Source organism: Pseudoalteromonas sp. SG43-5 (assembly GCF_014164345.1).
Classification (GTDB): Bacteria; Pseudomonadota; Gammaproteobacteria; order Enterobacterales; family Alteromonadaceae; genus Pseudoalteromonas; species Pseudoalteromonas distincta.
This window is the reverse complement of record NZ_JACJFA010000004.1, coordinates 243,623-270,470: the sequence shown is the minus strand read 5'-3', so window position 1 is coordinate 270,470 and position 26,848 is coordinate 243,623. Positions and strand designations below refer to the sequence as shown.

Here is a 26,848-nt window from a genome sequence, read left to right as displayed (position 1 = left end):
ATTGGCTGAGTAAATATTCAATCCAGATGGCCTAAAATTTTAGGCCATTTTTTTTGAGGGAATAAAAATGAAATTTAAAAAAAGAATATTAGTAGGATTAACCCTACTAGGCCTATCTTCTTTTGCTAATAGCGAAACTGAAGATGCGGCACAAGTAAGCAGTATTGATGCTTTCTCAATGTCATCTGCTATACGCAGTGTTGTAGCATCACCTGATGGTAAGAAGCTTGCTATTTTAAGAGCGACTACTAAAAATGGTGACTATATAATTGAGATAAGAGATCCAAATAACCTAGATGCAGAGCCTGTAAGATTAGGCGCTGATAAAATGCTGATATCTTCAATCGTCTGGTTAAACGATGAAAAACTTGGCGTTATGTTTAGGCAAATATTAGAAGATGGAAGTCGCAAATACTGGGTTAATAAGTTTGCAATAACCGATGCAGATGGTAAAGGCGACTGGCTATTACCATTTAAGAAAAAACGAAATGTTCAATTTAATATAATAAATATACTTCCTGACAAAAAAGATGAAGTATTAGTAGAGGTTGATATTAATAATAACTACATTCCAGATGTAGTGCGCTTTAATATTAATACTGGACGAAGCGTTACTGTAATGCGCGGAAATGAAAAAGTATCAGGCTCATTCGTTTCTGACTACGACGGTGAAATAAGAATAGCCCAAGGTTGGAATAAGTCTGATAACGCAATCGATTATTATGCCCGAGATAAAGGTAATGATGATTGGAAAGTAATTAAGCAAGTTAGTCCTAAAAAGCGTGAAAACTTTGAGATTTTAGGGTTTGCGAAAGGTAACCCTAACGAAGTTTATGTTAATGCCAACTTAGGCGAAAATACGACTGGCATTTATATTTATAATATTAAAACAGGTCAGTATTCTGAACGTCAATTTGGTCTTAAGTCTGTAGATACCGATGGTGTTATACTTGATACCGACGGCACCTTACAAGGCTTTCGCTATACAACTAAGCAACCTAAGTTTTATTTCACAGATCCTAACCTACAAGCACTTAACGAATCTGTTGCGTCTTTATTTAAAGGTAAATTTGTACAAATCATCAGTAGCTCTGATAACGATAATGTATTAGTAGTGAGAGTATCTGCTGACGATAACCCTGGCAGCTATTACATTGTTACTAATAAACAGAAGTTAACTAAGATTGGTGATCGCCTTCCGTTTATTGATAAAAGTAAATTAGGAACCGTTAAATATATCTCTTATAAAGCAAGAGATGGACGTAAAATAAAAGCATACGTAACTATTCCTGCAACTAAAGGTCCTTACCCCGCAATAGTACTCCCTCACGGTGGTCCTTGGGTTCGTGACTCTGTTGTATTTGATGACTGGGCACAGTTACTCGCCTATCATGGTTACGTAGTTATTCAACCAAACTACCGAGGTTCTACAGGTTACGGTTTGGAGCATTGGGTAGCCGGTGATAATAACTGGGGCTTGAAAAAACAAGATGATTTAGATGACGCCGCACAATATTTAATAGATAAAGGTTTAGCAACAAAAGATAAGCTTGCTTTATTTGGTTGGAGTTATGGTGGTTATGCTGCATTTGCTGCATCTATGCGTGAAAACAACATATATAAATGTGTTGTTGCCGGTGCGGGTGTAAGTGATTTAAGTCGTATCAATGCAACTCTTAACGAAAATCGCTTTTTAAGTATCTTACAACGCCCTACTATTACTGGTGTCTCTCCTGTAGAGCAAGTAAATAAAGTAAATATTCCTATACTGGTTGTACATGGCGATATCGACAGTCGTGTTCCAGTAAAACACAGTAGAGACTTTGTATCTGAGCTTGAAAAGTACAAAAAAGACTTTAAATATATTGAGCTAGAAGATGCTGATCACTTTTCTGATACGCTTTTCTACGATCATAAAAAAGAGTTTTATACAGAGTTGTTATCTTGGTTTGATAATAAATGTGGCCTCAAATAATGTAATAAAAGGGTGGCATTCATTTCATATGAAGAGCACCCTTCATATCAAATCGCCTAATTAGGTGATCTATTTTGAGGTAAGAAAATCGTACTGATAACAAGATAAAAATTTCGTTATCTAGTTATTACCAACAAATAATTAAGTATTATTGCTGATTCATATTAGTTTAAATACAGAATAACTGAATAGTAAAAAAGGCTTCTAAATTTATTTAGAAGCCTTTTTAATAACTGCAGCTTGCTTTATATTAGTCTTTAAGTGACTCGCCAACCACTGGATAATAATCCCATACTTGTTTATCACTGAGTGAGCGTACAAGCTTAATGTATTCTGCATGTGTCCATGCAAGTGGCGTTGCTGAGTTTGTGCCCTCGCCTAACGCATGACCAGCTTTATTTACACCTACACCATCCCATACTTGCTCTGGTAGCATTAGCCCTTTATTGGCAAATTGCTCCAAACCTTTAACATAACTATTTTTAATTTGCGCTTGTTTAGCATCATCAAAGGCGTTGTTTGCGTTAGCTGCTGCTATTTCATAGTGGCCACGTTCACCTGTGAAAAACGGCCATACACGACCACGTTGGCCTGGTGTATTACTGCCACCCTCGGCATAGTTTGTGCCCGTTACTTCATCTTCGCCGTAGCCATCATTACCATAGCGGCGGTAGCCTGCAAATGTGCCGCTGCCGTCGTCAAAGCTAAAGCTGTATTTAACTTGTAGGTTATCTTCTAGTGTTTCGTCATCGTACTCAGGTAGTGTTTTAACGATGCTTTCATCATTTGCACCGCGTACGCCATAGCGTACTAGCTCTAAAAAACCGCCATCTAAAATTTGCTTTTTATTAAACCCTTCGCGGCCATTATTAGCGTTAATTTTAGTGTTTGAGTTTGCATCGGTATCTTGGCCTATACGAATAAAGTATTCGCCATCGCTATTCTCGCCTTTTAAGTTACCTTTAGTGGTAAACATTTGCGATTCAATATCGCTGCTGTATTTTTTAGCTGTATCTAAGTAGCGCTTTGCGTTTGTATCATCGCCACTTAGTGTTGCAATATCACTGGCTGTAATAAGGCCAGCTACTATTGCTGCAGTAGTCGAAGGCGAATAACCGCTTTGCTCTTCCCAACGCTCTTGTTGGGTTGCCGGTGGTGTAATTTGCGTGTCGTTCCATAAAATTTTAGCAAGGCCGCCATCAACCAAAAAATCAGCCGCGGGTTTTAACATTTTTCCGTACCAGCTTTTTAGCTCTTCATCACTAAGTACATTGGCTTTATGTAACTTCCAAGCAAGCATAATAGGCATAGCTGTTTGGTCAAGCTGTACGCCGACCCATTCAAGCTCACCATCTACGTGCGTTTTTTGTAAAAACCAGCCTGTATCGCCTTTATTACCTGGTGTTTTGCTATTTACTTGCACTTTTTCAAGGTATTCAAACGCTGTTTTTGCTGTGGCTGTATCGCCGAGTGCCATAAAGGCCATGGCTACTTGATAAAAGTCGCGCACCCATACTGCTTTATAGCCAGTAGAGCCCTCTTTAGCCGAAACCGTTTCGCCCCATGGATTAGATAGAGAAGCAATTAATGCCCCTGCGTGTGTTTTATCTTCTTGTGCTTTTAGAACCATGGCGCTGGTGTATAAAAGCTTACCGTTATCGGCTGTTTGTTCAATCATTTTATTGAGCGGTTTGAGACTTTGTAGGTAATCTTCCCAGCCTAGCGCTTCACCTTTACCGTTATAGTGATCAAGCACCGCTTGGTACCCTTTTGCTAAGCTTTTTTCGCCTTGCTTTATACTTTGCTGCTGCGTTTTACCAAAACTAAGTGCTAAATCAAAGGTGGTATTCGCGCTTATGTCGCCAAGCTCTGCAAGCATGCTTACATTACCTGCTGTATCGCCGGTATTTGTGTATTGTGTATTTATAGATTGCGTAGTTTTAAGTGCGTTAATACCATCGCTTTCACCGGTAAAGCCCACTGTTTTATCTTTAAATGAGGTCGCTGATTGAAGTGATAAATAGTTATCGTCTTCCCATGCGACAAGGCCTTGCTCAGTCGTTTTAGCGAAGTCACCTAGCCCGTTATTATTAATATACGGATTAACAGACACATATGCTTTTAGCCCTTCAAGCTCAGTGTTAAATACACTGCGTACAAACAGGGTTTGCCCACCTGGGTCAGTAAATATGTGTTTTTCTAGGCTAAAGCGGCCTTGTTTATCAGTGCTTGTTACTTTATAAGCCAGCGATAACGGGCGACCTTGTGCATCTTTATGTAAGTAATCAATGGTGACATCTAAATCATCAGCTTCACTAACGGTAAAGTCTTTACCTGTTACTATAAATTGCATGTCTTTTATTTGAGCTTGGTGAATAAGCCCAAACATGGTTTCGGTGATCATACCTTTAGCAATTGAAAACCACACCTTAGATACATCGCCCGTTGCAGCTGAATCACTGTATTGGCCGTTTTGGTATTGCTCGTATGACGTGCCAATACCTGTTTTACCCGCATAAGCCCAAAAAGGCTCTGCGCCTGGGGCGCCTGGGGCTGATGTAACCAGTGCTGTGGTACTTTCGTTAGTTGTGCTTGTGTTTTGAGCGCCGCAAGCCGTTAAACCTAACGTTAAAAGTGAGGCGGTTATAAGGTTATATTTTTTCATTGTGTGTCCTTAATTTGAATTTTTAACGCGCATTACCGCAACGGCAGCGACAACGAACGAGGCTGCACCAATTAACAATGCGTAAATAGGCTGATTAGAAAATACGTGGCGTAAAATGAGCCCTAAAATGCTGGCGGCAAGTAACTGAGGTATAACTATAAAAAAATTAAAAATCCCCATATAAACGCCCATTTTGTTACTCGGTAGTGCGTTACTTAACATGGCATACGGGAGTGATAAAATAGACGCCCACGCAAACCCTACGCCTATCATAGGTATAAGTAACATTTTAGGGTCTCGAATAAACATAAAGCTTGCAAGACCTAACGCGCCCAGCAATAAATTAAAGCAATGCGCGCTTTTTAATCCCATTTTTTTTACTAAAAATGGAATACACATAGCTGCAATTGCGGCAAATCCATTGTAGGCGGCAAATAAAATACCCACCCAGTCAGCACCATCGTTAAATGCTTTAGAGGTTGCATCGCTACTACCATAATGAAAGCTTGTTACTGCAGCGGTGGTATAAATCCACATAGCAAATAAAGTAAACCAGCTAAAAAACTGCACCCAAGCAAGCTGCTTCATGGCCTCTGGCATAGTAAATACATCTTGTACTACTTGGTAAAAACCACCTTGGGTTTTATTCGCACTTTTAAGCGCCGCTGCAATCCACTGCACAATACCAAACGCTAATAAACCACCAGCAAGTAGGTATAATTCTTTTTCAAGGGATAAGCCCATGACTAATGCAAGAGTTGCTAAACCCAGTACCACCAAAATAATGGCACCTTTATTAAAGTTAATATTAACCAGTTTGCTTGTAGTAGGTTGAGCGCTTTGCTTTTCAAAAGCCGCTAATTGCTCAGGGCTATATTCTTTAGTACGTGCCACGGTCCAAAGCACGGCAACAAGTAACACCACCCCGCCCCAATAAAATGAGTATTTAACAGATTCAGGAATTTGCCCTGGGGCTGCGGTATTGCTTACATCAAACCAATTAGTCATCATCCATGGTAATGCTGAGGCTAGTACAGCACCAATACCAATAAAAAAGCTTTGTAAACCGTAACCTGTCGCGCGTTGTTTTTCTGGCAAGTTATCACCAACAAGTGCTCTAAACGGTTCCATGGTTACGTTGATTGACGCATCCATGATCCATAACATACCCGCGGCAATCCAAAGCGTTGGTGAATGCGGCATAATAAATAGTGAAAGCGTTGTTAACACTGCGCCTATAAAAAAGAACGGACGACGACGGCCAAAGCGCCCCCACGTTTTATCGCTCCAATAACCTATAATAGGCTGAACAATTAAGCCTGTAAGTGGGGCTGCAACCCATAAAATGGGAATATCATCAACTTGTGCGCCTAATGTTTGAAATATTCGGCTCACATTGCCGTTTTGTAGTGCAAAGCCAAATTGAATACCTAAAAAACCAAAGCACATATTCCATATTTGCCAAAAACTCAGGTTTGGTTTGTTGCTGTCATAATTATTATTTTGATTATTCATGATTAGCCTTATTAGTTAAAACTGCGCTGCTAAATGCATCAAGTGTGAGGTTAAATGTAGCGCCTTGCGGGTGAGCTTTAAGCTGGGTGGTGTGATTTTCAAGTAAATCATTTAATAGCGTATTTTCACTCATTGCTCCTAATTGTGCCTTTGATAAATTAACCGTAATTGTTTGAGGTTGTTCACTAAAGTTACTTAATACGTACAGCGCTTGTTGGCCAAGTTTGCGCGTAAAACCTACAACTCGCTCACTTCCTGTAACGCTAAGCTCAGTCATTTCACCGCCTACCACAGCAGGTAAACTATTTAGTGACATAATCGCTTTGTAGTAGTCACGAAGTGCTACTTGCTCTTGTGTTAAATTAGCACCGTCAAACTTGCCATTATTCATCCATGCTTGGTGCGCTGGCACGCCAATGTAGTCAAAAATACTGGTGCGTGTAGCTGTGCCAAATCCTGCGTTTTCTGAGCCATCTTCTCCCACATCTTGAGCAAAATATAAAAGTGTTGGCGCGCGGCTAATTAAATTAGAAACAACTAAAGCAGGTTTACCCCACTGGGCATTACCCGCAAAATCCGGGCTTGCGATTCGTTGCTCGTCGTGATTTTCTAAAAAATGCAACATGTGTTGCTCTATATCGAGCACACTTTGATGCGCATCAAAAATACTATTGGCAGGTTGTTTAAGTTGCATTATCGCTTTTAAGGTATCGTAAAAGCCGACTTTGTCGTAAAGGTAGTCCATTTTACCTTGGTGAATATACGCACGGTACATTAGCGGGTTATACACTTCGGCTAACAAAAAGGCGTCGCTTTTTTGCATTTTTATCGACGAATTTAAAAAACTCCAAAACTCTACTGGCACCATTTCGGCCATGTCGTATCTAAAGCCATCAACGCCTTTATCGAGCCAAAAAAGTGCTATGTCTCTAAATTTGTACCAGCTGTTAGGAAGTTCTTTATCTTGCCAAAATGCATAATGAGCACGGTAGTCTTTATTTTTGTATTCACTTGGCAATTGAACAAAATCGTAGCTACCATCTGGCTTTACGCCATAATTTACTTTTACTGTTTCGTACCAATCGTTTATATCGGGTTTTGGTGCACGGGCACCGTTACCTGTCCATTTAGCGGGTGTTTCATCAAAAAAGCCATCAGCTAATGGGCTTTCATTACCCCCTAATACTTTGTACTCTGGCGATGTTGGCACCTGAAAAGACTGCCCTGGTACGTAGTAAAAGTTATTGTTTTTATCGTACGCTTTAGTCGTGTCGTCTTGTGCGCCAAAGTCTTTAACGCCTTTAGGCTTTCCAAGTGATTGATAATTGCGGGCAACATGGTTAGGCACTATATCAATAATGACTTTCATGCCGTGGCTATGTGTACGTTCAATAAGCTGGCTAAACTCTCCCATGCGGTTCGTCACATTAACGGCTAAGTCGGGGTTAACATCGTAGTAATCCTTAATTGAGTACGGTGAACCTGCACGGCCTTTTACTACATCGGGGTCATCTTGCGAAATGCCGTAGTCGGTATAATCGCCCACTAACGCATGGTGTAACACACCGGTATACCAAACATGTGTGGTGCCTAACTCTTTAATGCCTTTTAGGGCTGCATCGTTAAAGTCGGCAAATTTACCTACGCCGTTTTGCTCTTTAGTGCCCCATGAAACATTGGCTGTTTCGGTATTACCAAACAAGCGAGTAAATACTTGATATACAACCGGCTTGGTAAGCTCATTTTGCGTGTGTGCAGGTGGTTGCTGTTGTTCAGGTTTGTTATTTTCTGAACACCCTGTAGCAATAAGTGCACTACAAAGTACTGCGGGTACATAAACTGATTTTTTCATTGTGTGTCTTTTTTGTCAGTATTGTTATTAACTTTATACTAAAGATTACTGCAGCAACCATACAGTTGCTGCATACGTATTCAGGTAAACTATTGAGAGGTATTTATAATTAATACCGTTGCACTCATTGCCGGTAAAGCAACTGTATTACCCAACACCTGTGTTTTGTGGGTGAATAAGTTAAGTGCTTTGGTATTTTTTGGTATTACTTCCTGCATATACTCAATATTCTTAGTTAGCTCTTTTGTGTTTTTATTCATAAATACCAACACAGTTTGCTCGTCGCTAATACGCGCGTAACTATACACGCCTTGTTGAGGCGTAAAGTGCACAAGTTTTCCTTTATCAAGTGCTGGGCTGCTTTTTCTAAAATTAAGCAAGGTACTGATGGTGTTATGCATCACTTTTTGCTGTTTTGTTAGCCCCTCGCCCGTAAAGGCGTTCCGAGTTTGGCCTTTAAATCCACCAGGGAAGTCTATTCTAATATCGCCATGGTCTTTACTTGGGGTGTTATCTAATAGCACTTCCGTACCGTAGTACATTTGGGCTATACCACGTGTGGTTAAAAATAACGTCATCGCCATTTTTGTTTTAGCTACGTCTTGGCCAAGTTCAGTATAAACACGGCTCATATCGTGGTTATCTGCAAATACCATAATGTTATCTGTATCTGGGTATAAAAAGTCATTAGCTAACGATTCATATACTTTAACCCAACCGGTATTCCAGCTTTCATCTTCATTTAGTGCTTGAATTACCGACTCTTGCAACGAAAAGTCCATCACGCTTGGTAAGCTTGATGTATAGCCATCTTGGTTATGTTTGCCACGTTGCCAGTAAGAGGCAATAGCAGGGTTAGACGTCCACTCTTCTCCAACAATATTAAAATTTGGGTACTCTTGCATTATGGCTTTTGTCCAATCACTCAAAAATGCTTTATCTGAGTAAGAGTAGGTATCAACACGAATACCACTTAAATCGGCGTATTCTATCCACCAAGTAGCATTTTGAATTAAGTATTCACTTAACAGTGGCTGGCGCTGATTTAAATCGGGCATGGTTTCTACAAACCAACCATCGTTAAACTGGCGCTTGTCGTATTCACTCGCGTGTGGGTCTTGTATAGTTTGGCGCGCATGGCTTGTGGCGTTTTTACCTTTTTTAAACTCGCCATTAAAGTTAATCCAATCTTTAGTTGGCTTATCTTTAACCCAAGTATGCTCAGAGCCAAAATGGTTAAGAACCATATCCATTACCAGGCCTATGCCCTGCTCTTTTGCTTTTACCGAGAGCGTTTTATATAACTGGTTTGAGCCCATACGTGGGTCAACCTTATAAAAATCAGTAATTGCATAACCATGGTAAGAATAATTAGGCATATTGTTTTCAAGCACTGGGGTTAGCCAAAGCTGTGTTACGCCTAAATCGTTTAAATATGGAAGTGCGTTTATAACGCCTTGTATATCACCACCGTGGCGCCCGCCCTTTGTAGTAGGATCAGCGACTTCTAGCATGCTAGGGACAGTATCGTTTTGCTCATCACCATTAGCAAAGCGATCTGGGTTAATTAAATAAAGCGTATCAGCTGATGTAAACCCTTGGCGGTTTGCGCTGTTTTTATTACGTTCAAGTAGTGAAAACTCAAAATTTTGACTCGCTTCGCTGCTGTTAAACACAAGCGTTCCTGCTTTAGCGGTATCAGTAATAGTAATATTTAAAAATACATAATTTGGGTTATCTGTACGGGTTACTTTATTTAACTTAACACCATTGTATTTAGCTAATTTAATTTGCTCGTTTGCAATATTTTGCTCATGCACCATGATGGTTATGGTATTTTTGTTCATGCCAACCCACCAATTAGCAGGCTCAACGTTAAGTGCGTAGCTAATGGTTGGTAAAGTACAGGCACTTACAAGTAAAAGTGTGTTTAAAAATCGCATCATCAGGCCTTTTTAATTTTTGCTAAAAAATCTTTATGAGTGGGTAATTGATCTACTGTTGAGGTAATAAGCGTTTTTAATGTAGAAAATAAGTCGTTTAGTTGTTCACTGCTTAATGAGTCAACAATACTGTTGTAATCATCGGGGATGAGGCCTTGGCCAATAAATACCTGTTGCCAAGCAACTTCGGCAAATAGTTCATCGTTTTCGCGCACTACTTTGCCAGTTTCCTTAAATAATTTGAGCTTGTGGGCCAATGAGTGAGGAATGTCCATTTGCTTGCATTGTCGCCAAAAAGCAGAATCTTCTCGCTCCGTCAGTTTGTAATGCAAAATAATAAAATCGCGTATGTGCTCTATTTCTATCACGCTTTGCTTATTAAATTCAGTAACTAAAGTTTCGCTTATGCCATTGTGTGGAAACAGCTTTATTAAACGGGTTACTGCACTTTGTATTAAGTGGATACTAGTTGACTCTAACGGCTCTAAAAAGCCACTAGCAAGACCAACCGACACCACGTTTTTATGCCACTGCTTTAAGCGCCGTCCTGTTTTAAATTTTATAACACGTGGCGCCGTAATGGGCTCAGCGGGTAAATTATTTAATAATAACTGCGTTGCTGCATCGTCAGATAAATAACGGCTACGGTACACCAAGCCATTACCTATTCGGCTTTGCAGCGGTATTTGCCACTGCCACCCTGCGCTGTGTGCAATTGAACGCGTATAAGGTTTTAGCTCGCTAGTACCTTGAGATTGCACTGCAACGGCGCTGTCGCATGGTAAGTAATGAGACCAATCTACAAAACCTGTATTAAGGGTTTGCTCTATGAGTAAGGCGCGCTGCCCTGTAGCGTCAATAAAAAGATCGCCATTTATCTGCTGTGTGTTATCAAGGGTTAATGATTTTATATTCCCTGATAGAGGGCATTGTTCAACCTGCTCTATTTTGGCATCAATATGATCAACACCGCGTGACATTGCGAGCTTTTTTAAAAACTCGGCATATAAAGTTGCGTCAAAATGGTACGCATAGCTTAAGCCAGGTAATTGCGTGTTAGGTATGGTATTTAATGGTGCAAACTTATGCTGTTTAGCTGCTTGGAAGTTAAGAGAAAAATCCCATAAGCTTTCTTCTGTACCGCTAATGTGCCCTTTTACCCAAAAATTGTAAAAATCGCAAAAGGGGAAGTCTTTTCCAAATGAGCCAAAAGCATGCATGTAGCTATGAGAGGTGGTTTTCCAATTTTCGAACTCAATTCCTAGTTTTATAGATGCATTAGTAGCGTTTATAAACTCTTGCTCGTTTATACCCAGTGCGTTATTAAGCTGAATAATAGGCGGAATTGTTGCTTCACCCACGCCTATAGTGCCAATAGCACTTGACTCAATAAGGGTTATTTTGATTACTTTACCTAACACTTTATTAAGCAAGGCGGCTGTTATCCACCCTGCTGTGCCCCCGCCTGCGATTACGACGTGTTTTATTGGTTTCATATTATTGTCCACGTTTACAGTTTAAAGCTTTGTTAAGTTTGATAAAGTAGCTATAAAAAAGCCCTTGTAAAACAAATTACAAGGGCTCCTACACACAACCTTTATTATAGCTGGTAGCTAAAGCCTAACAAGTAAGTGCGACCGTAATCTTGGTAGTCACGAACTTGTAGCGCGTTATTGCCAGAAAGCGATGTGAACGGCTCTTCTGTTAAGTTTTGAACTTGGAACTGAATTGATAAACCTTCAAGGCTCTCAACCCCTGCTTCAGAGAAGTCATAACCTGCCTGAATATCCCAAATTGTTTCGCCGATAATATTCACTTGCTCTGTATTAAAGCCTAATCCGTAAACATCACCTTTGAAGTCACTACGCTTACGCATGCTGGTTCGTAATTGCATGCCATTCATCTCGTAGTAAACCGTTAAGCTTTGAATTTTATCTGATAGACCCGGTAGTTCGTACTCATTGCCATTTCCATCTTCAATATCAGATTCAATACCTGTATGACTAGCAATTAAGCCAAAGCCTTCAAGAGACGGGTGGAAAATTTTAAATGGTAACGCTAGAGATATCTCGTAACCGTATAGGTCACCGCCGCCGCCATTTACTTTGCCACTGCCAGTACCTTCTGACGTAGCTGGGACTTCACCTGTTGATGGGTCCGCAACACCCGACATATCAATCGCGTAAGTACCGTCAAAAATCCACTGGGTTAAGTCTTTATAGAAAAATGCAGCAGAGAAGTAACCTTCATCACTAAAGTAGTTTTCATAAGATAAATCGTAGCCTGTTGCTTCTTTAGGTTCTAGATTAGGGTTACCACCCGATACAGACCAAAAGTTACCGTTTTCATCCGGTGTATCATTATATGATGCATTAACAGAGGCGTTCATTTCATCTATACGCGCACGTGAGATTGTTTTAGCTGCGCCAAAACGTATTGTTTGCTGCTCATCAATCGCAAGTGATAAATTTAAGCTTGGTAAAACGTGAGAATAATCGTGACCAATATCTGTAGGTGAAGTAATGACTAGACCAGTATTCCCATCTACACCAAAAGCATTACCTTGAGAGGATTGATCTGTATGAACATAGCGCACCCCAACATTACCAGTTAATGGAAGACCACTTACCTCTGCATTAATATTAGCTTGTGCAAATGCTGAGGTGATTTCTTCTTTTACTGTCCACGACTTAGTTGCATGAGTTGAGCTAGTTAAACTTTCGTCAAGGGTTTCATAGTAACCATCATTAACTAAACCATTTACATCGTAGGCTATCATGTCGCCTAGCCCAATAAAGTCAAGGCCAACACTGCCTAAACGGTATTGCTCAGGTACACTAAACATTCCTGGGTTTTCAAGAGAAAAATCAGTTAAAGTCAAGAAGTAACCTTGCGAAGATTTAGACTTTTCACGCTCTTTATAACCTAAGCCAAGTTCAATTGAACTAATGTATTCGTTTTCTAGTACTTTAGACGCTGCAAGTTTTAATGTAACTAATTCATCTTCAATAGTTGGAGCATTAATAAAACCGTCTTGAGCTTGGTTCTCATACTCTGTGCCAGTTAATCCATATGCATCATTTAGTGCAGAACTTGCACCCCACGAAAGCGGCCCACCTAATTGAATTAGATCATAATCGCTGTAATCTAAGTCATGTGAAAAAGTAGCGCCAGTATTGCCACCATTAAAAGCATAACCTAAGTTATCTGCAACACCGCGAGAATCACCACGCCCTGTACCTGAGTAGCTTTCTATACTCCAAATTTTACGGTCAACTTGCGAGTAGCTTGCGTCAAATTCTACTGACCATGAATCATCAATATCGTATTTAGTGTTAAATCCAAATGCAGTTAGTTCAGCATCACGCTCTTGGTAATCGTTACGCACAACAACACGTTGGCCTTGTGTTACAGCACTTGTTATAAATCCACTTTCTGCATCTACTATAGCACTGCTTGCATCAATGCTACCTTGACCCCAAGCAAAAGGAACTTCAATGCCGCGCAAAATTTGCTCGTCTGTAAAGTCTACATACAACGCATCAAACGTCATATTTAGTTTATCTGTAGGCGCAGCCTCTAGAACAAGCATTGCTGAATCACGTTCAAGCGTTGATGAACGAACATATGGTTTAGCACCGCCTAAAATTGAATACGAGTTACCATCTTCAGCAGTGAATTCAGGGTACCCCCATGAATTCCAACGTTTTTCTTGGTTTGGCGAGCTCATGGTGTTTAGTGCAAATGCAATACCAATGGTGTCATCAGCAAACTGGTCGATGTATGAGAAAGTGCCACGGTAACCGTCGTCGTTGCCGTCAGGGTTTAATTTATCAAAGCTTGTTTGCTCATACTGTCCATTTACTTGAACAACACGTTCACCTTTACTTAGTGGGCGAACTGTTTGCATGTTAATTATGCCCGCAATACCCTCTGCATCTAAATTTGCACTTGGTGTTTTATAAACAGTTACACCGCTCATAATTTCTGATGGGTAAAGGTCAAATTCTACGCCGCGGTTATCACTAATAGATACTTGCTCGCGGCCATTAAATGTGGTGCCACTTTCGTTTTCACCAAAACCACGAATTGATACTCTACTTGCGCGACCATCTAGGCGTTGCGCTGTTAAACCTGGTAAACGTGCAATAGACTCAGCAATAGATGAATCAGGTAGCTTACCTATATCTTCTGCTGAAATTGACTCAACGACTTGAGTAGAAAAACGCTTTGTGTTGATTGATTCTACAACACTGCCACGAAAGCCTTTTACTTCGATAACCTCAACGTCATCATTTTTAGCTGTATCTTCTTGTGCTGCTACAGAGGCAAAGCTTGCTAATCCTGCAGTAGCCATTGCCAACGTTAATATACTTGGTTTGAACATAGACATGATGTTTTTCCCGTTACCCATATTGTGATACTCGCTTCTTTATTTGAGTGATAGTCAAACAGGCGAGCTAATTTTGTTGTCAGGATGAATATTAACGCCAGCTTTATTTTATTAACAACTTTATGCATACGTATTCAACAGTTATAGCACGACTTCAGATTAATAAAAACCTTGCCAAACAAACATTAAACTATTGATTTTGTTGTAAATAAAATTATTGAAAATGACGCAATCAACATTACATGTAAAATCTACTGTATCAAAAACTAAAAGTTAACAGGACGCAATGTAAACAAAGTGAAACTAATTAGTATCGCTATTCAAAATAAGAAATATTAGACACAATTCAAATGTTTAATTGGTCAGACCATTAAATTCAAAACATAAAATATATTTTCTCTTGTATGACAAACTGTTATGTTTAATAAAAGTCAGAAAGTAAGTGAGCACCATAATTGGTAAAAATCCAACACATAAATAAAACACCTTTAAGCTAGCTATAAGTACTTATTTTTAATAATTTAATTGCGTTAATTTTAGTGCATACGTATGCAGACTTTTTACAGTGTACAAGGCTTCACGTATGCTTTTTGCAAATAACGTGATTAATCGTAATCACAAATAAAAATAGTCTAAATACTGTGTGGAATGACGGAGAAAAGCATGACCCAAAAGCAGTGGTATAAAGGTGCGGTTATTTATCAAGTTTATCCGCGTAGCTTTCAAGATAGCAACAACGATGGCATTGGTGATTTAAGAGGGATTATTAATCGTATTGATTACATTAAAAGCTTAGGCGTTGATGCTATTTGGATTTCACCTTTTTTCAAATCGCCAATGAAAGACTTTGGCTATGATATTAGCGACTATCGTGACATTGACCCGCTTTTTGGTGACCTAAATGATTTTGATGAGCTAATAAGCGAAGCCCACACTCGTAATATTAAAATAATTATTGATCAGGTGTTAAGCCATACATCAGATCAACACCAATGGTTTACTGATAGCCGTGAAAATCAAAATAACAGTAAAGCCGACTGGTATGTTTGGGCTGACGCAAAAGATGATGGAACAGCCCCAAACAACTGGCTATCTATTTTTGGTGGTGGTGCTTGGCAGTGGGAGCCTCGTCGCGGGCAATACTACCTACATAATTTTTTAACCGAACAACCGGATCTTAACTTTCATAACCCAGATGTTCGAAAAGCTGTGCTTGATAATGTTGAGTTTTGGCTTAAAAAAGGCGTTGATGGTTTTAGGCTTGATGCAATTAATTTTTGCTATCACGACGCGCAATTACGTGATAATCCGGCTAAACCAAAAGATAAGCGCCAGGGTCGTGGTTTTAGTGAAGATAATCCGTATGCATTTCAGTACCATTACTACAATAATACTCAGCCTGAAAATATTGAGTTTATGCAAGATATTCGCACATTACTTAATAAATACCCAGGTACTGTATCGCTTGGCGAAATCTCATCAGAAGATTCATTAGCTACAATGGCGCAGTACACCCAAGGTGGCGACAAACTGCACATGGGTTATAGCTTTGAGCTATTAACAAATGATTACTCAAGTGAATATATTAGAACTACGGTTCAAACTCTAGAACAACGTATGACTGAAGGCTGGCCATGCTGGGCATTTAGTAATCATGATGTAGAGCGCGTAGCGAGCCGCTGGAGCGAAAATGGCGAAGTAAACCCTCAACAATGTAAAATGCTAACCGCCCTATTAGCTTCTCTTCGCGGCAGCGTGTGTATGTATCAAGGTGAAGAGCTAGGTTTAGGTGAAGCAAGTGTGGCATTTGAAGATTTACAAGACCCATACGGCATTACATTTTGGCCTAATTTTAAAGGGCGTGATGGCTGTAGAACACCAATGCCTTGGGATCTAGCTGATTCATCTCATGCAGGTTTTAGTGAAGTAAAACCTTGGCTACCCGTTGATAATGCACATAAGCAGCAATCAGTAGCTATACAAACAGATGATAACAACTCAATTTTAAATGCCTACCGTGAGTTTATGGCATGGCGAAAAAGCCAAACAGTTTTACTTGAAGGTGATATTGAATTTATAGAAACGCCAGAGCCTGTGCTTGCTTTTTATAGAACGCTTGGAAAGCAAAGAATGCTTTGTATGTTCAATCTCAGCGCTAAGCAAACAAGTATTGATATGCCAACATCAATCGTTAAAGAATACACCGAGCTTAGCCACCACAGCGCAAAGTTAGACCGAGGCACCACAATACTTGAGCCTTACGCATGTTTTTACGCTCAGTGTTAATGACTCAAAAGTTACGTTTAGTGTATACGTAAGCGCGTTACACACGAAAAAGCCCAAGCTATTCACTTGGGCTTTTTTTATTTAACGCATTCTAGTGACTTTTAGTTTCAACATTTAGACATTCAGTTAAAGCAAATAATACGGCTGATATTACAAATTTAAAATATCCTCATAGCAGAAATATACAATGGCGCTTATCCATTTCATTTTTGAACCTAAAAAATCACTTTTCCTAAAACAATCTAAAGGTTATTAATATAAAGCGCAGAATCAAGTTTTCTTAGCTACTAAATATATTACTCCAGCTGATAATGCTGTACTTACTAAAGTTTAAAAACCGACAAGTAAATTACTCATCCTCACGATAAAAAAATTTCGTTATCTTTTATTTCAATTTCGATTAAAAATCAACATACCAACAGAGTTGTTCTGGATTGGGCACTACTGATTTATACCTAACTTTAAACTGGATAAATCAGTCATCACACCATTTTTTTAGGAATAAACGAATGAAAAAAGCATTGCTAGCACTAATCGTAGCACCACTATTTGCAGTATCTGCGACTTACGCGGTTGCAGACGATGCGCCAACAGCTTCAGCCGAAATGATAAAAGAATACACAGAAATGTGTGTTAACTGGGCTAAAGATGATGACGTAAGCAATGAAGAGCTAAATGCCTACGTATTAAAATGCGTAAATGATGAGCTTGAATCTGAAGGCTATAAAAAAGTATCTTCTGTTAAGATTTAATTATACCAATTACATTTAATTAGTGATCAATTATAGCGCTAAGAATAAAGCTCAATAGCTAAGCGAAAAAGCATGACATATATTTGTTCTCGGCAGCTGCTCCCTGCAATGCCTACTGTCTGCATCTATGCAGTCATATATGAATAGTTTTTAACGCAGTAACTGAGTTATTTAATACGCTAAAATGACCATGTTTTTAATCAAATTGGTAACACGCTTAGGTGAATGTACTGCTAATAAAGCCGTTGCGAAAGCATTCAACTAGGCACAAAAAAACCGGAATAGACACAAGCTGTGCATTCCGGTTTTTTTATGACTTTTTAAATCTACAAAAGCTATGAATAAGCAATAACGAGCTTATTCATCATCTTTTTTAGCTTTCGCTTTAGGCTTAGCTTTAGCTGGTGCCTTTTTTGCAGCTGCTTTCTTTTTAGGCGCTGCTTTTTTCTTCGCTTCTTCTGTCCATTTACCTGCCTCATAATGAGCAGTCCAGCCGGTAGCTTTACCGTCAACTTCAGTCATAACATACTGAGATTTATTTTTACGGCTATAGCGTACAACAGCAAGATTACCATCAGGATCTTTAGCTGGTGCATCTGCTAAATAATAAAACTTAGGCGAAATGCGGTCTCTAAAGCGTTTTAGTTCTTCAACCTTAGGTGCACGTGTTTCACGTGACTTAGGAAAAGTATTTGCGGCTAAAAATATACCCGCAGCGCCATCACGTAAAACAAAATACGCATCTGACTTCTCACACTCTAATTCAGTAATGTGAACAGGATCTTCTTTTGGTGGAGCAGCCTCACCATTTTTAAGTAACTTACGTGTGTTCTTACACTCTTCGTTATTGCAACCAAAGTACTTACCAAAGCGACCCGATTTAAGCTCCATGTCAGAACCGCACTTATCACATTCGATAATTGGTCCGTCGTAGCCTTTAATTTTAAAGGTACCTTCTTCAACTATATGCCCTTTACATGCTGGGTTATTACCACACACATGTAGTTTACGGGTTTCGTCAATTAGGTATGAGTCCATTGCAGTTTCACAAATAGGACAACGCTTCATCTGCATTAATTTTTCGGTTTCTACGTCTTCGACATCAGCAGCAACCGCTTCATCGCCCGACACTAAGTTCATTGTTGTAGTACAACGCTCTTTTGGCGGAAGGCTGTAACCAGTACACCCTAAGAAAACACCGGTTGAAGCCGTACGTATGCCCATTTTGCGGCTACATGTAGGACATTCTATATCGGTTTCAACCATCTCATTAAGACGCATGCCGCCATTCTCAGGCTCGTCTTTAGCGACAGTTAATTGCGTTGAAAAATCAGCATAAAACTTATCTAAAACTTGAGTCCATACACGCTCGCCTTCAGCAATGTCATCTAAACGGCCTTCCATTTTAGCTGTAAAATCAAAGTTCATTAAATCAGTGAAGTTTTCAACTAAGCGGTCAGTAACAATTTCACCCATTTTTTCAGCAAAGAAACGGCGATTTTCTACACGTACATAACCACGATCTTGAATTGTTGATATAATCGACGCATAAGTAGATGGACGACCAATACCACGCTTTTCAAGCTCTTTTACTAAACTAGCTTCACTAAAGCGAGCTGGCGGCTTGGTAAAATGCTGCTTAGGATCAAGTTCTATTAAAGTAAGTATTTCACCTTCTTTAACAGCTGGCAGTGATTGATCTTCTTCGTTCTTTTTACGCACCGCAGGTTGTACTTTTGTCCAACCATCAAAGCGAAGCACGCGGCCTTTTGCTTTGAGCTGGAAATCGTTAGCTGCAACAGTCAGTGTTGTTAAGTCGTATTCAGCAGGTACCATTTGACACGCTACAAACTGACGCCAAATTAGCTCATACAGCTTTTTAGCATCGGCATCTACGCCTTCGATATGACCAGACAACACTGTAACGCTTGAAGGACGAATTGCCTCATGCGCTTCTTGTGCATTGCCTTTAGAGCTATAGTTAATTGGATCTTTTGGTAAATATTTAGCACCAAACTCGTTCGTTACATACTCACGACACATTTCAACCGCATCTTTTGAAAGATTGGTTGAATCGGTACGCATATAAGTAATATAACCGCCTTCATACAAACGCTGAGCGAGCATCATAGTCTTTTTAACGCCATAACCTAGGCGTGTACTTGCCGCTTGTTGCATGGTTGAAGTAATTAATGGCGCACTTGGGCGACTTTTACTTGGTTTTTCTTCAACGCTAATTACTTTGTATTCTGCATTCTCAAGGCTTTTAACAGCTGCGCTAGCCTGAGCTTCATTTACAGGCTTAAATGCCTTTCCTGCTTGTTTGGTTACTTCTAAGCGTAACTCAGACTCAGTATTCTTAACATCAGCGTGAATATCCCAAAACTCTTCAGGGATAAATGCCTTAATTTCACGTTCACGCTCAACTAATAAGCGTACCGCAACAGACTGAACTCGTCCTGCAGATAGACCACGTGCAACTTTTGCCCACAACAAAGGAGAAACCATAAAGCCTACAACACGGTCTAAAAAGCGTCGTGTTTGCTGAGCGTAAACCATGTCTGTATTGAGCTCACCTGGCGTTTCGAAGGCTTGTTGTATTGCGTTTTTGGTAATCTCGTTAAAAACTACGCGCTTATACTTTTCAGGTTCACCGCCAATGATTTCTTGAAGGTGCCAAGCAATTGCTTCCCCTTCTCTATCCAAATCCGTTGCGAGGTATATTTGATCTGCATTTTCAGCCAGCTTTTGTAATTCTTGAACAACCTTCTCTTTACCTGGCAGGATTTCATAATGCGGCTCCCAACCTTGCTCAGGATCAATACCCATACGCGCGACCAGGTTAGTATAATCTCGTTGCTTTTTATACGCTGCTTTCTCTTCAGGCTCCATTTTGCGAACTTCTGCTGGCGTTTTAGTTGCCGGCACTTTAGCTTTGCTCGAACCTGAAGTAGGTAAATCACGTACATGCCCAATACTGGACTTTACGATGAAGTCATTACCTAAATATTTATTAATTGTTTTAGCCTTAGCAGGTGACTCTACAATTACTAGCGATTTGCCCATAGTTGCCTATTTCTAACCAAATATTAAAAATGTGTTTTGCCGACATAAGCGGCGCGAATATTTATAGGTATATCTACAAACACTAGTTGTTACAAGCTTTTAATACAAACTTTTCAGTATTTACTGAATAAACGAACAATTTTTGTCGTTAAATTAAACAAACAGGTGTTTTTAGATTAATTGATGTGGAATATATAGAACAGAAACAAAAATGCCAACCTAAAGGTTGGCATTTTTTATTTTAAACTACTCATTAGCAATCAACTATCATCACTTATTGCAATTTGAGCTGTTGAAATGTTGCCTTTACCAGTCGTAAACTCAACGGTTAAGAAGCCTTCCGTTTTATCATTTCCTTCTGCTTCGCGGCTAATTGATAGAGCTTCACCAAATGCAAACGTTGCATTTGAATTGCGAATATCAAAACCGTCTGTACCGCTGTATTCACCATTATCAGCAGATATAGCTACGCTGGTACCTGCAGGCATTGGGTTATTATATATATCAGAGTAATAAACAGCGAAAGTTAAGGCGGCTAATTCAACACCAGAATCAGCAGTTGTAAGATTTATATTTCTCACGTCACAATAACTAGTATCAGCTGTTTCCTCTAGGTCTAGTACACGCGGACCTTTTAAATTTTCTTCAGCTGCAGGAAAACGTCGGATTAAATTACATTCCTCAATATCTCTAGCAAGTTGCATAGCATTCTCTGTGAAAACGTCAGGATCATCCTCAGTGGTTTCAGCTAGTGCATCAGCGAATCGATTACGTAGCTCATCTTTTGTTACTACAAATCGGCTGTAAGCAGTACTGCCAGACATAATAATTTCAAACGAATCTCGAATATCAACTAATTCTTTAGTACAAAGGCTTTCAAATGTGTCACCATCAGTTGGTGTTGTTGCTTCCGCTTTACATACTAAACCATTATATTTTCCATCAGCTAGCGTGTGCATACCATTGAGGTCAATATCCCAGTTTTCTTCAAAATGTCCAGCATTTGTATTCTCTGGGCTACATGGATCATCACTATCGCCTTCTTGACAGTTATCAGCGGCTTTTATCACTGTCGCTGTATCAGGATCATAAATACCAGCTAAGCCATCATAAACACCGTTTTCATTGTGATCGATAAATGCTTCTGTTAGATCATAGCCACTATAATATTCGTTGGTATCAAAACGCCCATTTCCGTTAATGTCAATGAACGATTCTTGACCTTTAGCGGTAACAAGCACTGTTGCACGACCACCAAGCGGGACGCCATTTTCATTGAAAGCAGCATTTAAAATACCGGCCATACAAGGTGCTGCAGAACCAAAGTAAAGATCACAGTTAAGTTCATTAGTTTCACTTTTAGGGTTAATGCTGTTAATCTTATTGCCCCATTTTGCATCTGTGAATGGTTTTGGGTTTTGTGAACGCCATTGAGCAACGCATTGACCGTCGACTGTATTACACTCAAGCTGCGGATTAAACTCTGTACCATCAATGGTACCAATAGCACCACCTTCAGTTGTTAAGTATACCGATGTACCATCAGGAACAGGGTTGTTAAAATGATCAGCTAAATAAACATTAACTTCTTCAATATCACCGGTATAACTTAACGCTTCAATATTGAAGTTAGTTGGTGCAGCAGTGAAACTATTGCCATCTGGTAAACCCGAACTAATCGAAACTAAATCAGATACTGTAATTACTTGCTCATCTAATGAAACTAATGAAAGCTCTCCGGTTGGACATGAAACATTGGCATCACGCTCAGCATCATCAAGAAGACACTCATCATAAAGTTCTTTCCAGCATGTAACGTTGTCGTTTTGGTCAGCTGGAATAAGTTCATCTGGGATGTAGCAAGCTTGCACACGCACAGCCTTAGGAACAAAACCAGAGTTCACTTGAATACGTGCTAAACCTTCAGAGTCTGTTGAAACACTAGCATGCGAATAACCGGTTGCATCTGTAACTTCAGAAAGTGATATGCCACCATTAGTCGAGCTTAAACGAAAGTCTAAGCGCTTTTGCTTAGCAGTATTACCTATTTCATCTGTTAATTTGAATGTAAGTTGGCTGATTTCTTTACGAGAAACTCCACCAGTCCCTTTTAGTGCAATTACATTTTCTGATGCTTCAACAAATTCAATCGAGCTTACTGCGGCAGCCGATACAGGTACATTAACTGTAACAACTTTTGGTGTACCACCAGTAAGCACTGTCGCTGTAACCGTATCGCCTTGTGATATGTTACAGCCATTACTTCGGTATGTCGCTGTTGCAATACCACTAATACTCGTTGCAGTATCATCCATTACCGCAAGATCAGATTCAACACAACCAGATGTAAATTCAACATCTAGTGGAGTTACAAACAAATCTCCATTTGCATCATAAATATTTACTGAAATAACCGTTGTAGCTCCAGCTGCTAGCGGCACAAATTCGTTATCAATCACATTGCCAGCATCATCTAATTTATTATATAAACCATTTGAAATTTCAACACTTAATTCTGCTGTAGCGATTTCAAATGCTTTTGAAGCAGTAACTGATTTAGCAGTAACAGATACTTCTCCCGCACCACTGCTTGCCCCTGGCTGTAATTTTAAAATTGCAAAACCAAAGTTATCTGTTAGTGCTTTACCTGATTCTGGTAACAAGGCACCAAGGTCTGTAGATAACTCAGCTATAATGCCATCAATACCATCACCTGAACTTGTATCTGTGACTTTAATCATAACGTCAATAAGTTCATCAGAAGAGAATTGATTTACAACATTACAACCAGATGCTAGATATGTGCTTTCGAGGGATGTTGTGTTGCGATTAGCATCCCAATCACTTGCACAGCCTTGTAATAACTTGATATCAAGCTCTGCTTCAGCACTTTCCACAGGTGCATCATCACCATTTGAAATAAAGCCTGCAACTTTAGTGATGCTATTACCGCTATCATCCGTATAGATGGCAACGACTTGACCCGCACCTTTTGAATCACCGCTACTGAGCGTTACGGAAGCTTTACCACTCGCGTCTGTTAATGCCGTACCTAACACAGGTGTGATTTTACCTGTGTAGTTAGTTGTAAAAGAAATTAGCTGGCCTTGTAAAGGTTCATCTTCATCTAACAAGGTAGCGGTAACCGTCCCTTTATTATCTTTACTGACTGGATTTTCAGCTGTAAATGGCGAACCAGTAATATCTAAAATTGAAATATCTAGTTCAATACTTCCACTCACACTTGAGTCATCATTCTCAGAACCATCTGATGCAAATCCAAACGAATCACTGTAGGTGTCTTCACCGTTAATATGGGTAGCAGTAATAATACCCGCCCCCGCAGTATCGCCTGCCGTAAGAGTGATCGATGCTACACCATCAGCGTTAGTTAAAACCGTGCCAGAGACTGGGTCAAGTAAACCAATAGAGTCTGCTAACGTGAATGTAATACGCTCGCCAGACACTGCATCACCATCTTCATTAACTAAACTAGCTCTTAATTCTAAAGGAGCATCAGCAGTCACACTATTCGACTCAGTATCACTCGCTTTCAAATAACCTTTCAAACTTATTGTATAGGTTGATGTTTCCGTCGTGGAATCACCATCACTAATAGAGCCGTCTTTTTCAAGTGACCCACCGCCACCACAGGCTGTGAGTAAAAAACTTAGCAATGAAATGCCGAGCAGTCGCATTAAAGGCATGAACCTCTCCCTAGCGTTGTTATTATAATCAAAATTAATTTTCACTTAATATTAACCTATAACTTAGTCTAAAATCTCAGTTTTTTATTACTTTTTTGCGCAAAATAATTTTAAATAAATACTAATTTTTTCTGTAGTAAATATTTCCTTGCTGGTAGTCTATGGCAAATTTATAAAATGTAGATCAGGGAATATGTCAAAAATCCGTTCAATGAGTTTAACCACTCGCATCATGATTGGTATGGCGCTTGGGGTTGCAGTAGGTTTTATATTTCAGGCTATATTAGCTGGTGAAGACGATTATCTAATACCACTTGGGTTATTCTCTTTGCCAATTAAAGCCTTTTTTGTTGATGGTATTTTCCATGTTGGTGGCCAAATATTTATTGCCAGCTTAAAAATGTTAGTTGTGCCTCTTGTTTTTGTATCGCTCGTTTGTGGTACCTGTAGCTTAAGTGACCCTAAAAAACTAGGCCGCCTAGGTGGTAAATCTATTGGTTTATATTTATTAACTACGGCTATTGCTATAACGGTGGCTATTACACTTGCCTTATTATTTAGCCCTGGTGAAGGTATAAGCTTGCCATCTAATGCAACTTATGATGCCAAAGAAGCGCCTACCCTTGCACGTGTAATTATAGATATGTTTCCTACTAACCCATTTGAAGCCATGGCCAAGGGTAATATGCTTCAAGTTATAGTGTTTGCACTATTATTTGGTGTAGCAATGGCATTAAGTGGTAAAACAGGCAAACGCGTAGCAAGTGTTTTTGAAGATTTAAACACAGTAATCTTAAAACTAGTTACGCTGTTAATGAACATTGCACCTTATGGCGTGTTCTTTTTAATGGCAAAACTATTTACAACAATTGAGCTTAACTTAATTGTTAGCCTAGCCAAATACTTTGGCGTTGTAGTGCTTGCACTGTTATTACATGCTTTCGTAAACTACACATTGCTTTTAAAAATATTAACGGGCTTAAACCCGCTTATTTTCTTAGCAAAAATGAAGCACACATGCTTATTTGCATTTAGTACCTCGAGCTCAAGCGCAACTATGCCTATTACACTTGAAACTGCTACTAAAAAACTAGGTGCTAATAACTCGGTTGCCTCATTTACTATCCCACTGGGTGCTACCATTAACATGGATGGCACTGCCATCATGCAAGGTGTGGCTACCGTATTCATTGCACAAGTGTTTAGTGTAGATTTAACAATTTCTGATTATCTAATGGTTATACTAACAGCAACACTTGCCTCTGTAGGTACAGCAGGCGTACCAGGTGTTGGCTTAATAATGCTCGCGATGGTACTTAACCAAGTTGGCTTACCTGTAGAAGGGATTGCAATTATTATCGGTGTAGATAGATTACTTGATATGACACGTACAGCAGTTAATGTAACCGGTGATTGTATGGTTACCTGTGTTGTTGCCAAGTCTGAAGGTGAACTTGATGAGAGCATCTTTAACGACCCTAATGCAGCTAAAGACTTAGAAGATTATCATAAGTCTATTGACTCATAAGCTACATTTATACAGCTATAAAAAAACCTTGATGCAATACATCAAGGTTTTTTTTCGAGTAGAAAGAATTAAACTGAATCGTAAAAAAATTCTAATCTAAGGATTTAGGGATTTAAATTTAGAGAGTAAGTTTATCCCCACTTTATTTACACCACTACTCAGGCCAAGAGCTAGCTTATCGCTTAATCCCTTTTTAATTTTGTATTTAATCTTATAAATTTGGCGCTCATGTTGCTGCTCCAGCAATGCATCATCACTTGTCTTTATAACATCTACCAAACCTTTATCAATCGCTTGAGTTGCAAACCAATGCTCGCCTGTCGCAACTAAGTTTATATCTAAGCTTGGGCGTTGAGTGCTTACAAACGTTTTAAATAAATCATGTGTTTGTTCAATTTCTTCACGAAATTTTTCACGGGCCTTATCTGTGTTTTCACCAAATAAAGTAAGCGTACGTTTAAACTCACCTGCAGTAATTTGCTCAAATTCCACATCATTTTTCTTTAATATTTTATTAAAGTTAGGTATTTGAGCTATCACACCAATAGATCCAACTATGGCAAAAGGGGCTGCTAGTATCTCATCGGCTACACACGCCATCATGTAACCACCGCTCGCTGCTACTTTATCAATTGCAACACTCAAAGGAATACCGGCATTTTTAATACGCTGTAGCTGAGATGCAGCAAGTCCATAGCCATGCACTACTCCGCCGCCACTTTCTAAACGAATAAGTACTTTGTCTTTACTTGGGTTAGCAATAGAGATAATGGCTGTTATTTCTTCTCGTAAGCTTTCTACTTCGTGAGCGTCCATACTACCCACAAAGTCAATTACATATAAACGAGGTTTAAGCTCATCTTTATCTGCTTTTTTACTTTGCGATTTAAGCTGCTTTTGGTGTGCTTTAAGCTCTTTTTTACCCAGCGTATTTTGTAGAAAACTTTCTTTAAGATCGACTAATTGCTCTGATATGTCGTCAATTTGTATTTCACCTTTTTTGGCTTTAGGCTTAACTGCAGCGCCAACTATTAGCATTAGAATAACTGCTATAGCGATAACAAAAGTAATTGTTTTAGCAAAAAACAAACCGTATTCGTATAAAAATTCCAACTGGTTTCTCCATTTATAAATTTCAGCTAATTTAGCATGCTTTAAAGCAAAAA

The 26,848-nt window shown here is 39.4% G+C and carries 13 protein-coding genes; 4 read left to right on the top strand and 9 right to left on the bottom strand.

Translation table 11 applies throughout. The annotated features are described in order from the left end of the window. Positions 1-67 precede the first annotated feature (67 nt). Positions 68-1,975: a S9 family peptidase gene (locus H5161_RS06675; protein WP_182768974.1), complete on the top strand. Its 1,908-nt coding sequence runs from the start codon at positions 68-70 to the stop codon at positions 1,973-1,975. Between the two features lie 250 nt (positions 1,976-2,225). Here H5161_RS06675 and H5161_RS06670 read toward each other — a convergent pair whose 3' ends face one another. The 6 genes from H5161_RS06670 to H5161_RS06645 all read right to left on the bottom strand — a co-directional run bounded on the left by H5161_RS06670 (position 2,226) and on the right by H5161_RS06645 (position 14,343). Further along, positions 2,226-4,640 (bottom strand): glycoside hydrolase family 15 protein, encoded by a 2,415-nt coding sequence (locus H5161_RS06670; RefSeq protein WP_182768973.1) that lies wholly within the window; start codon positions 4,638-4,640, stop codon positions 2,226-2,228. A 9-nt stretch (positions 4,641-4,649) separates the two neighbouring features. After that, positions 4,650-6,155, bottom strand: coding sequence for an MFS transporter (locus H5161_RS06665; RefSeq protein WP_182768972.1), 1,506 nt, complete (start codon positions 6,153-6,155; stop codon positions 4,650-4,652). Next, positions 6,148-8,007, bottom strand: coding sequence for an alpha-amylase family glycosyl hydrolase (locus H5161_RS06660; protein WP_182768971.1), 1,860 nt, complete (start codon positions 8,005-8,007; stop codon positions 6,148-6,150). The genes H5161_RS06665 and H5161_RS06660 overlap by 8 nt, the downstream gene beginning before the upstream one ends. Positions 8,008-8,096: 89 nt before the next feature. Continuing rightward, entirely contained in the window at positions 8,097-9,953 is a 1,857-nt protein-coding gene (locus tag H5161_RS06655; RefSeq protein ID WP_182768970.1) for a glycoside hydrolase family 13 protein, read from the bottom strand. Further along, the gene (locus H5161_RS06650) at positions 9,953-11,446 is read right to left on the bottom strand and encodes a tryptophan halogenase family protein (RefSeq protein ID WP_182768969.1); all 1,494 of its coding nucleotides are present in this window, start codon (positions 11,444-11,446) and stop codon (positions 9,953-9,955) included. Before H5161_RS06650 ends, H5161_RS06655 begins: the two co-directional genes overlap by 1 nt. A 104-nt stretch (positions 11,447-11,550) precedes the next feature. Beyond that, positions 11,551-14,343 (bottom strand): TonB-dependent receptor, encoded by a 2,793-nt coding sequence (locus H5161_RS06645; RefSeq protein ID WP_182768968.1) that lies wholly within the window; start codon positions 14,341-14,343, stop codon positions 11,551-11,553. Between the two features lie 663 nt (positions 14,344-15,006). Between H5161_RS06645 and H5161_RS06640 the strand changes: the two genes are divergently transcribed. Then, entirely contained in the window at positions 15,007-16,629 is a 1,623-nt protein-coding gene (locus H5161_RS06640; RefSeq protein WP_182715325.1) for an alpha-glucosidase family protein, read from the top strand. 509 nt (positions 16,630-17,138) lie between these two features. Continuing rightward, the gene (locus H5161_RS06635) at positions 17,139-17,381 is read left to right on the top strand and encodes a hypothetical protein (protein WP_002959734.1); all 243 of its coding nucleotides are present in this window, start codon (positions 17,139-17,141) and stop codon (positions 17,379-17,381) included. Between the two features lie 357 nt (positions 17,382-17,738). Here H5161_RS06635 and topA read toward each other — a convergent pair whose 3' ends face one another. Next, complete coding sequence (gene topA / locus H5161_RS06630; protein WP_182768967.1) at positions 17,739-20,447, bottom strand: type I DNA topoisomerase; 2,709 nt, start codon at positions 20,445-20,447, stop codon at positions 17,739-17,741. Between the two features lie 260 nt (positions 20,448-20,707). Beyond that, positions 20,708-24,154: a hypothetical protein gene (locus H5161_RS06625; protein ID WP_182768966.1), complete on the bottom strand. Its 3,447-nt coding sequence runs from the start codon at positions 24,152-24,154 to the stop codon at positions 20,708-20,710. Positions 24,155-24,347: 193 nt separating this feature from the next. Here H5161_RS06625 and H5161_RS06620 point away from each other — a divergent pair, with 193 nt between their 5' ends. Then, complete coding sequence (locus H5161_RS06620) at positions 24,348-25,682, top strand: dicarboxylate/amino acid:cation symporter (protein WP_024606768.1); 1,335 nt, start codon at positions 24,348-24,350, stop codon at positions 25,680-25,682. Positions 25,683-25,778: 96 nt separating this feature from the next. On the opposite strand, the gene sohB is transcribed toward H5161_RS06620, so the two are convergent. Then, complete coding sequence (gene sohB / locus H5161_RS06615) at positions 25,779-26,795, bottom strand: protease SohB (protein WP_002959723.1); 1,017 nt, start codon at positions 26,793-26,795, stop codon at positions 25,779-25,781. Between the last annotated feature and the right edge of the window lie 53 nt (positions 26,796-26,848).

What these genes read in the sequence shown, in the direction of transcription:
- H5161_RS06645 (WP_182768968.1), bottom strand. Translation starts at nt 14,343, where the DNA reads ATGTCTATGTTCAAACCAAGTATATTAACGTTGGCAATGGCTACTGCA.
- H5161_RS06620 (WP_024606768.1), top strand. Translation starts at nt 24,348, where the DNA reads ATGTCAAAAATCCGTTCAATGAGTTTAACCACTCGCATCATGATTGGT.
- H5161_RS06670 (WP_182768973.1), bottom strand. Translation starts at nt 4,640, where the DNA reads ATGAAAAAATATAACCTTATAACCGCCTCACTTTTAACGTTAGGTTTA.
- H5161_RS06655 (WP_182768970.1), bottom strand. Translation starts at nt 9,953, where the DNA reads ATGATGCGATTTTTAAACACACTTTTACTTGTAAGTGCCTGTACTTTA.
- H5161_RS06675 (WP_182768974.1), top strand. Translation starts at nt 68, where the DNA reads ATGAAATTTAAAAAAAGAATATTAGTAGGATTAACCCTACTAGGCCTA.
- H5161_RS06635 (WP_002959734.1), top strand. Translation starts at nt 17,139, where the DNA reads ATGAAAAAAGCATTGCTAGCACTAATCGTAGCACCACTATTTGCAGTA.
- H5161_RS06625 (WP_182768966.1), bottom strand. Translation starts at nt 24,154, where the DNA reads ATGCCTTTAATGCGACTGCTCGGCATTTCATTGCTAAGTTTTTTACTC.
- H5161_RS06660 (WP_182768971.1), bottom strand. Translation starts at nt 8,007, where the DNA reads ATGAAAAAATCAGTTTATGTACCCGCAGTACTTTGTAGTGCACTTATT.
- H5161_RS06650 (WP_182768969.1), bottom strand. Translation starts at nt 11,446, where the DNA reads ATGAAACCAATAAAACACGTCGTAATCGCAGGCGGGGGCACAGCAGGG.
- H5161_RS06640 (WP_182715325.1), top strand. Translation starts at nt 15,007, where the DNA reads ATGACCCAAAAGCAGTGGTATAAAGGTGCGGTTATTTATCAAGTTTAT.
- H5161_RS06665 (WP_182768972.1), bottom strand. Translation starts at nt 6,155, where the DNA reads ATGAATAATCAAAATAATAATTATGACAGCAACAAACCAAACCTGAGT.
- topA (WP_182768967.1), bottom strand. Translation starts at nt 20,447, where the DNA reads ATGGGCAAATCGCTAGTAATTGTAGAGTCACCTGCTAAGGCTAAAACA.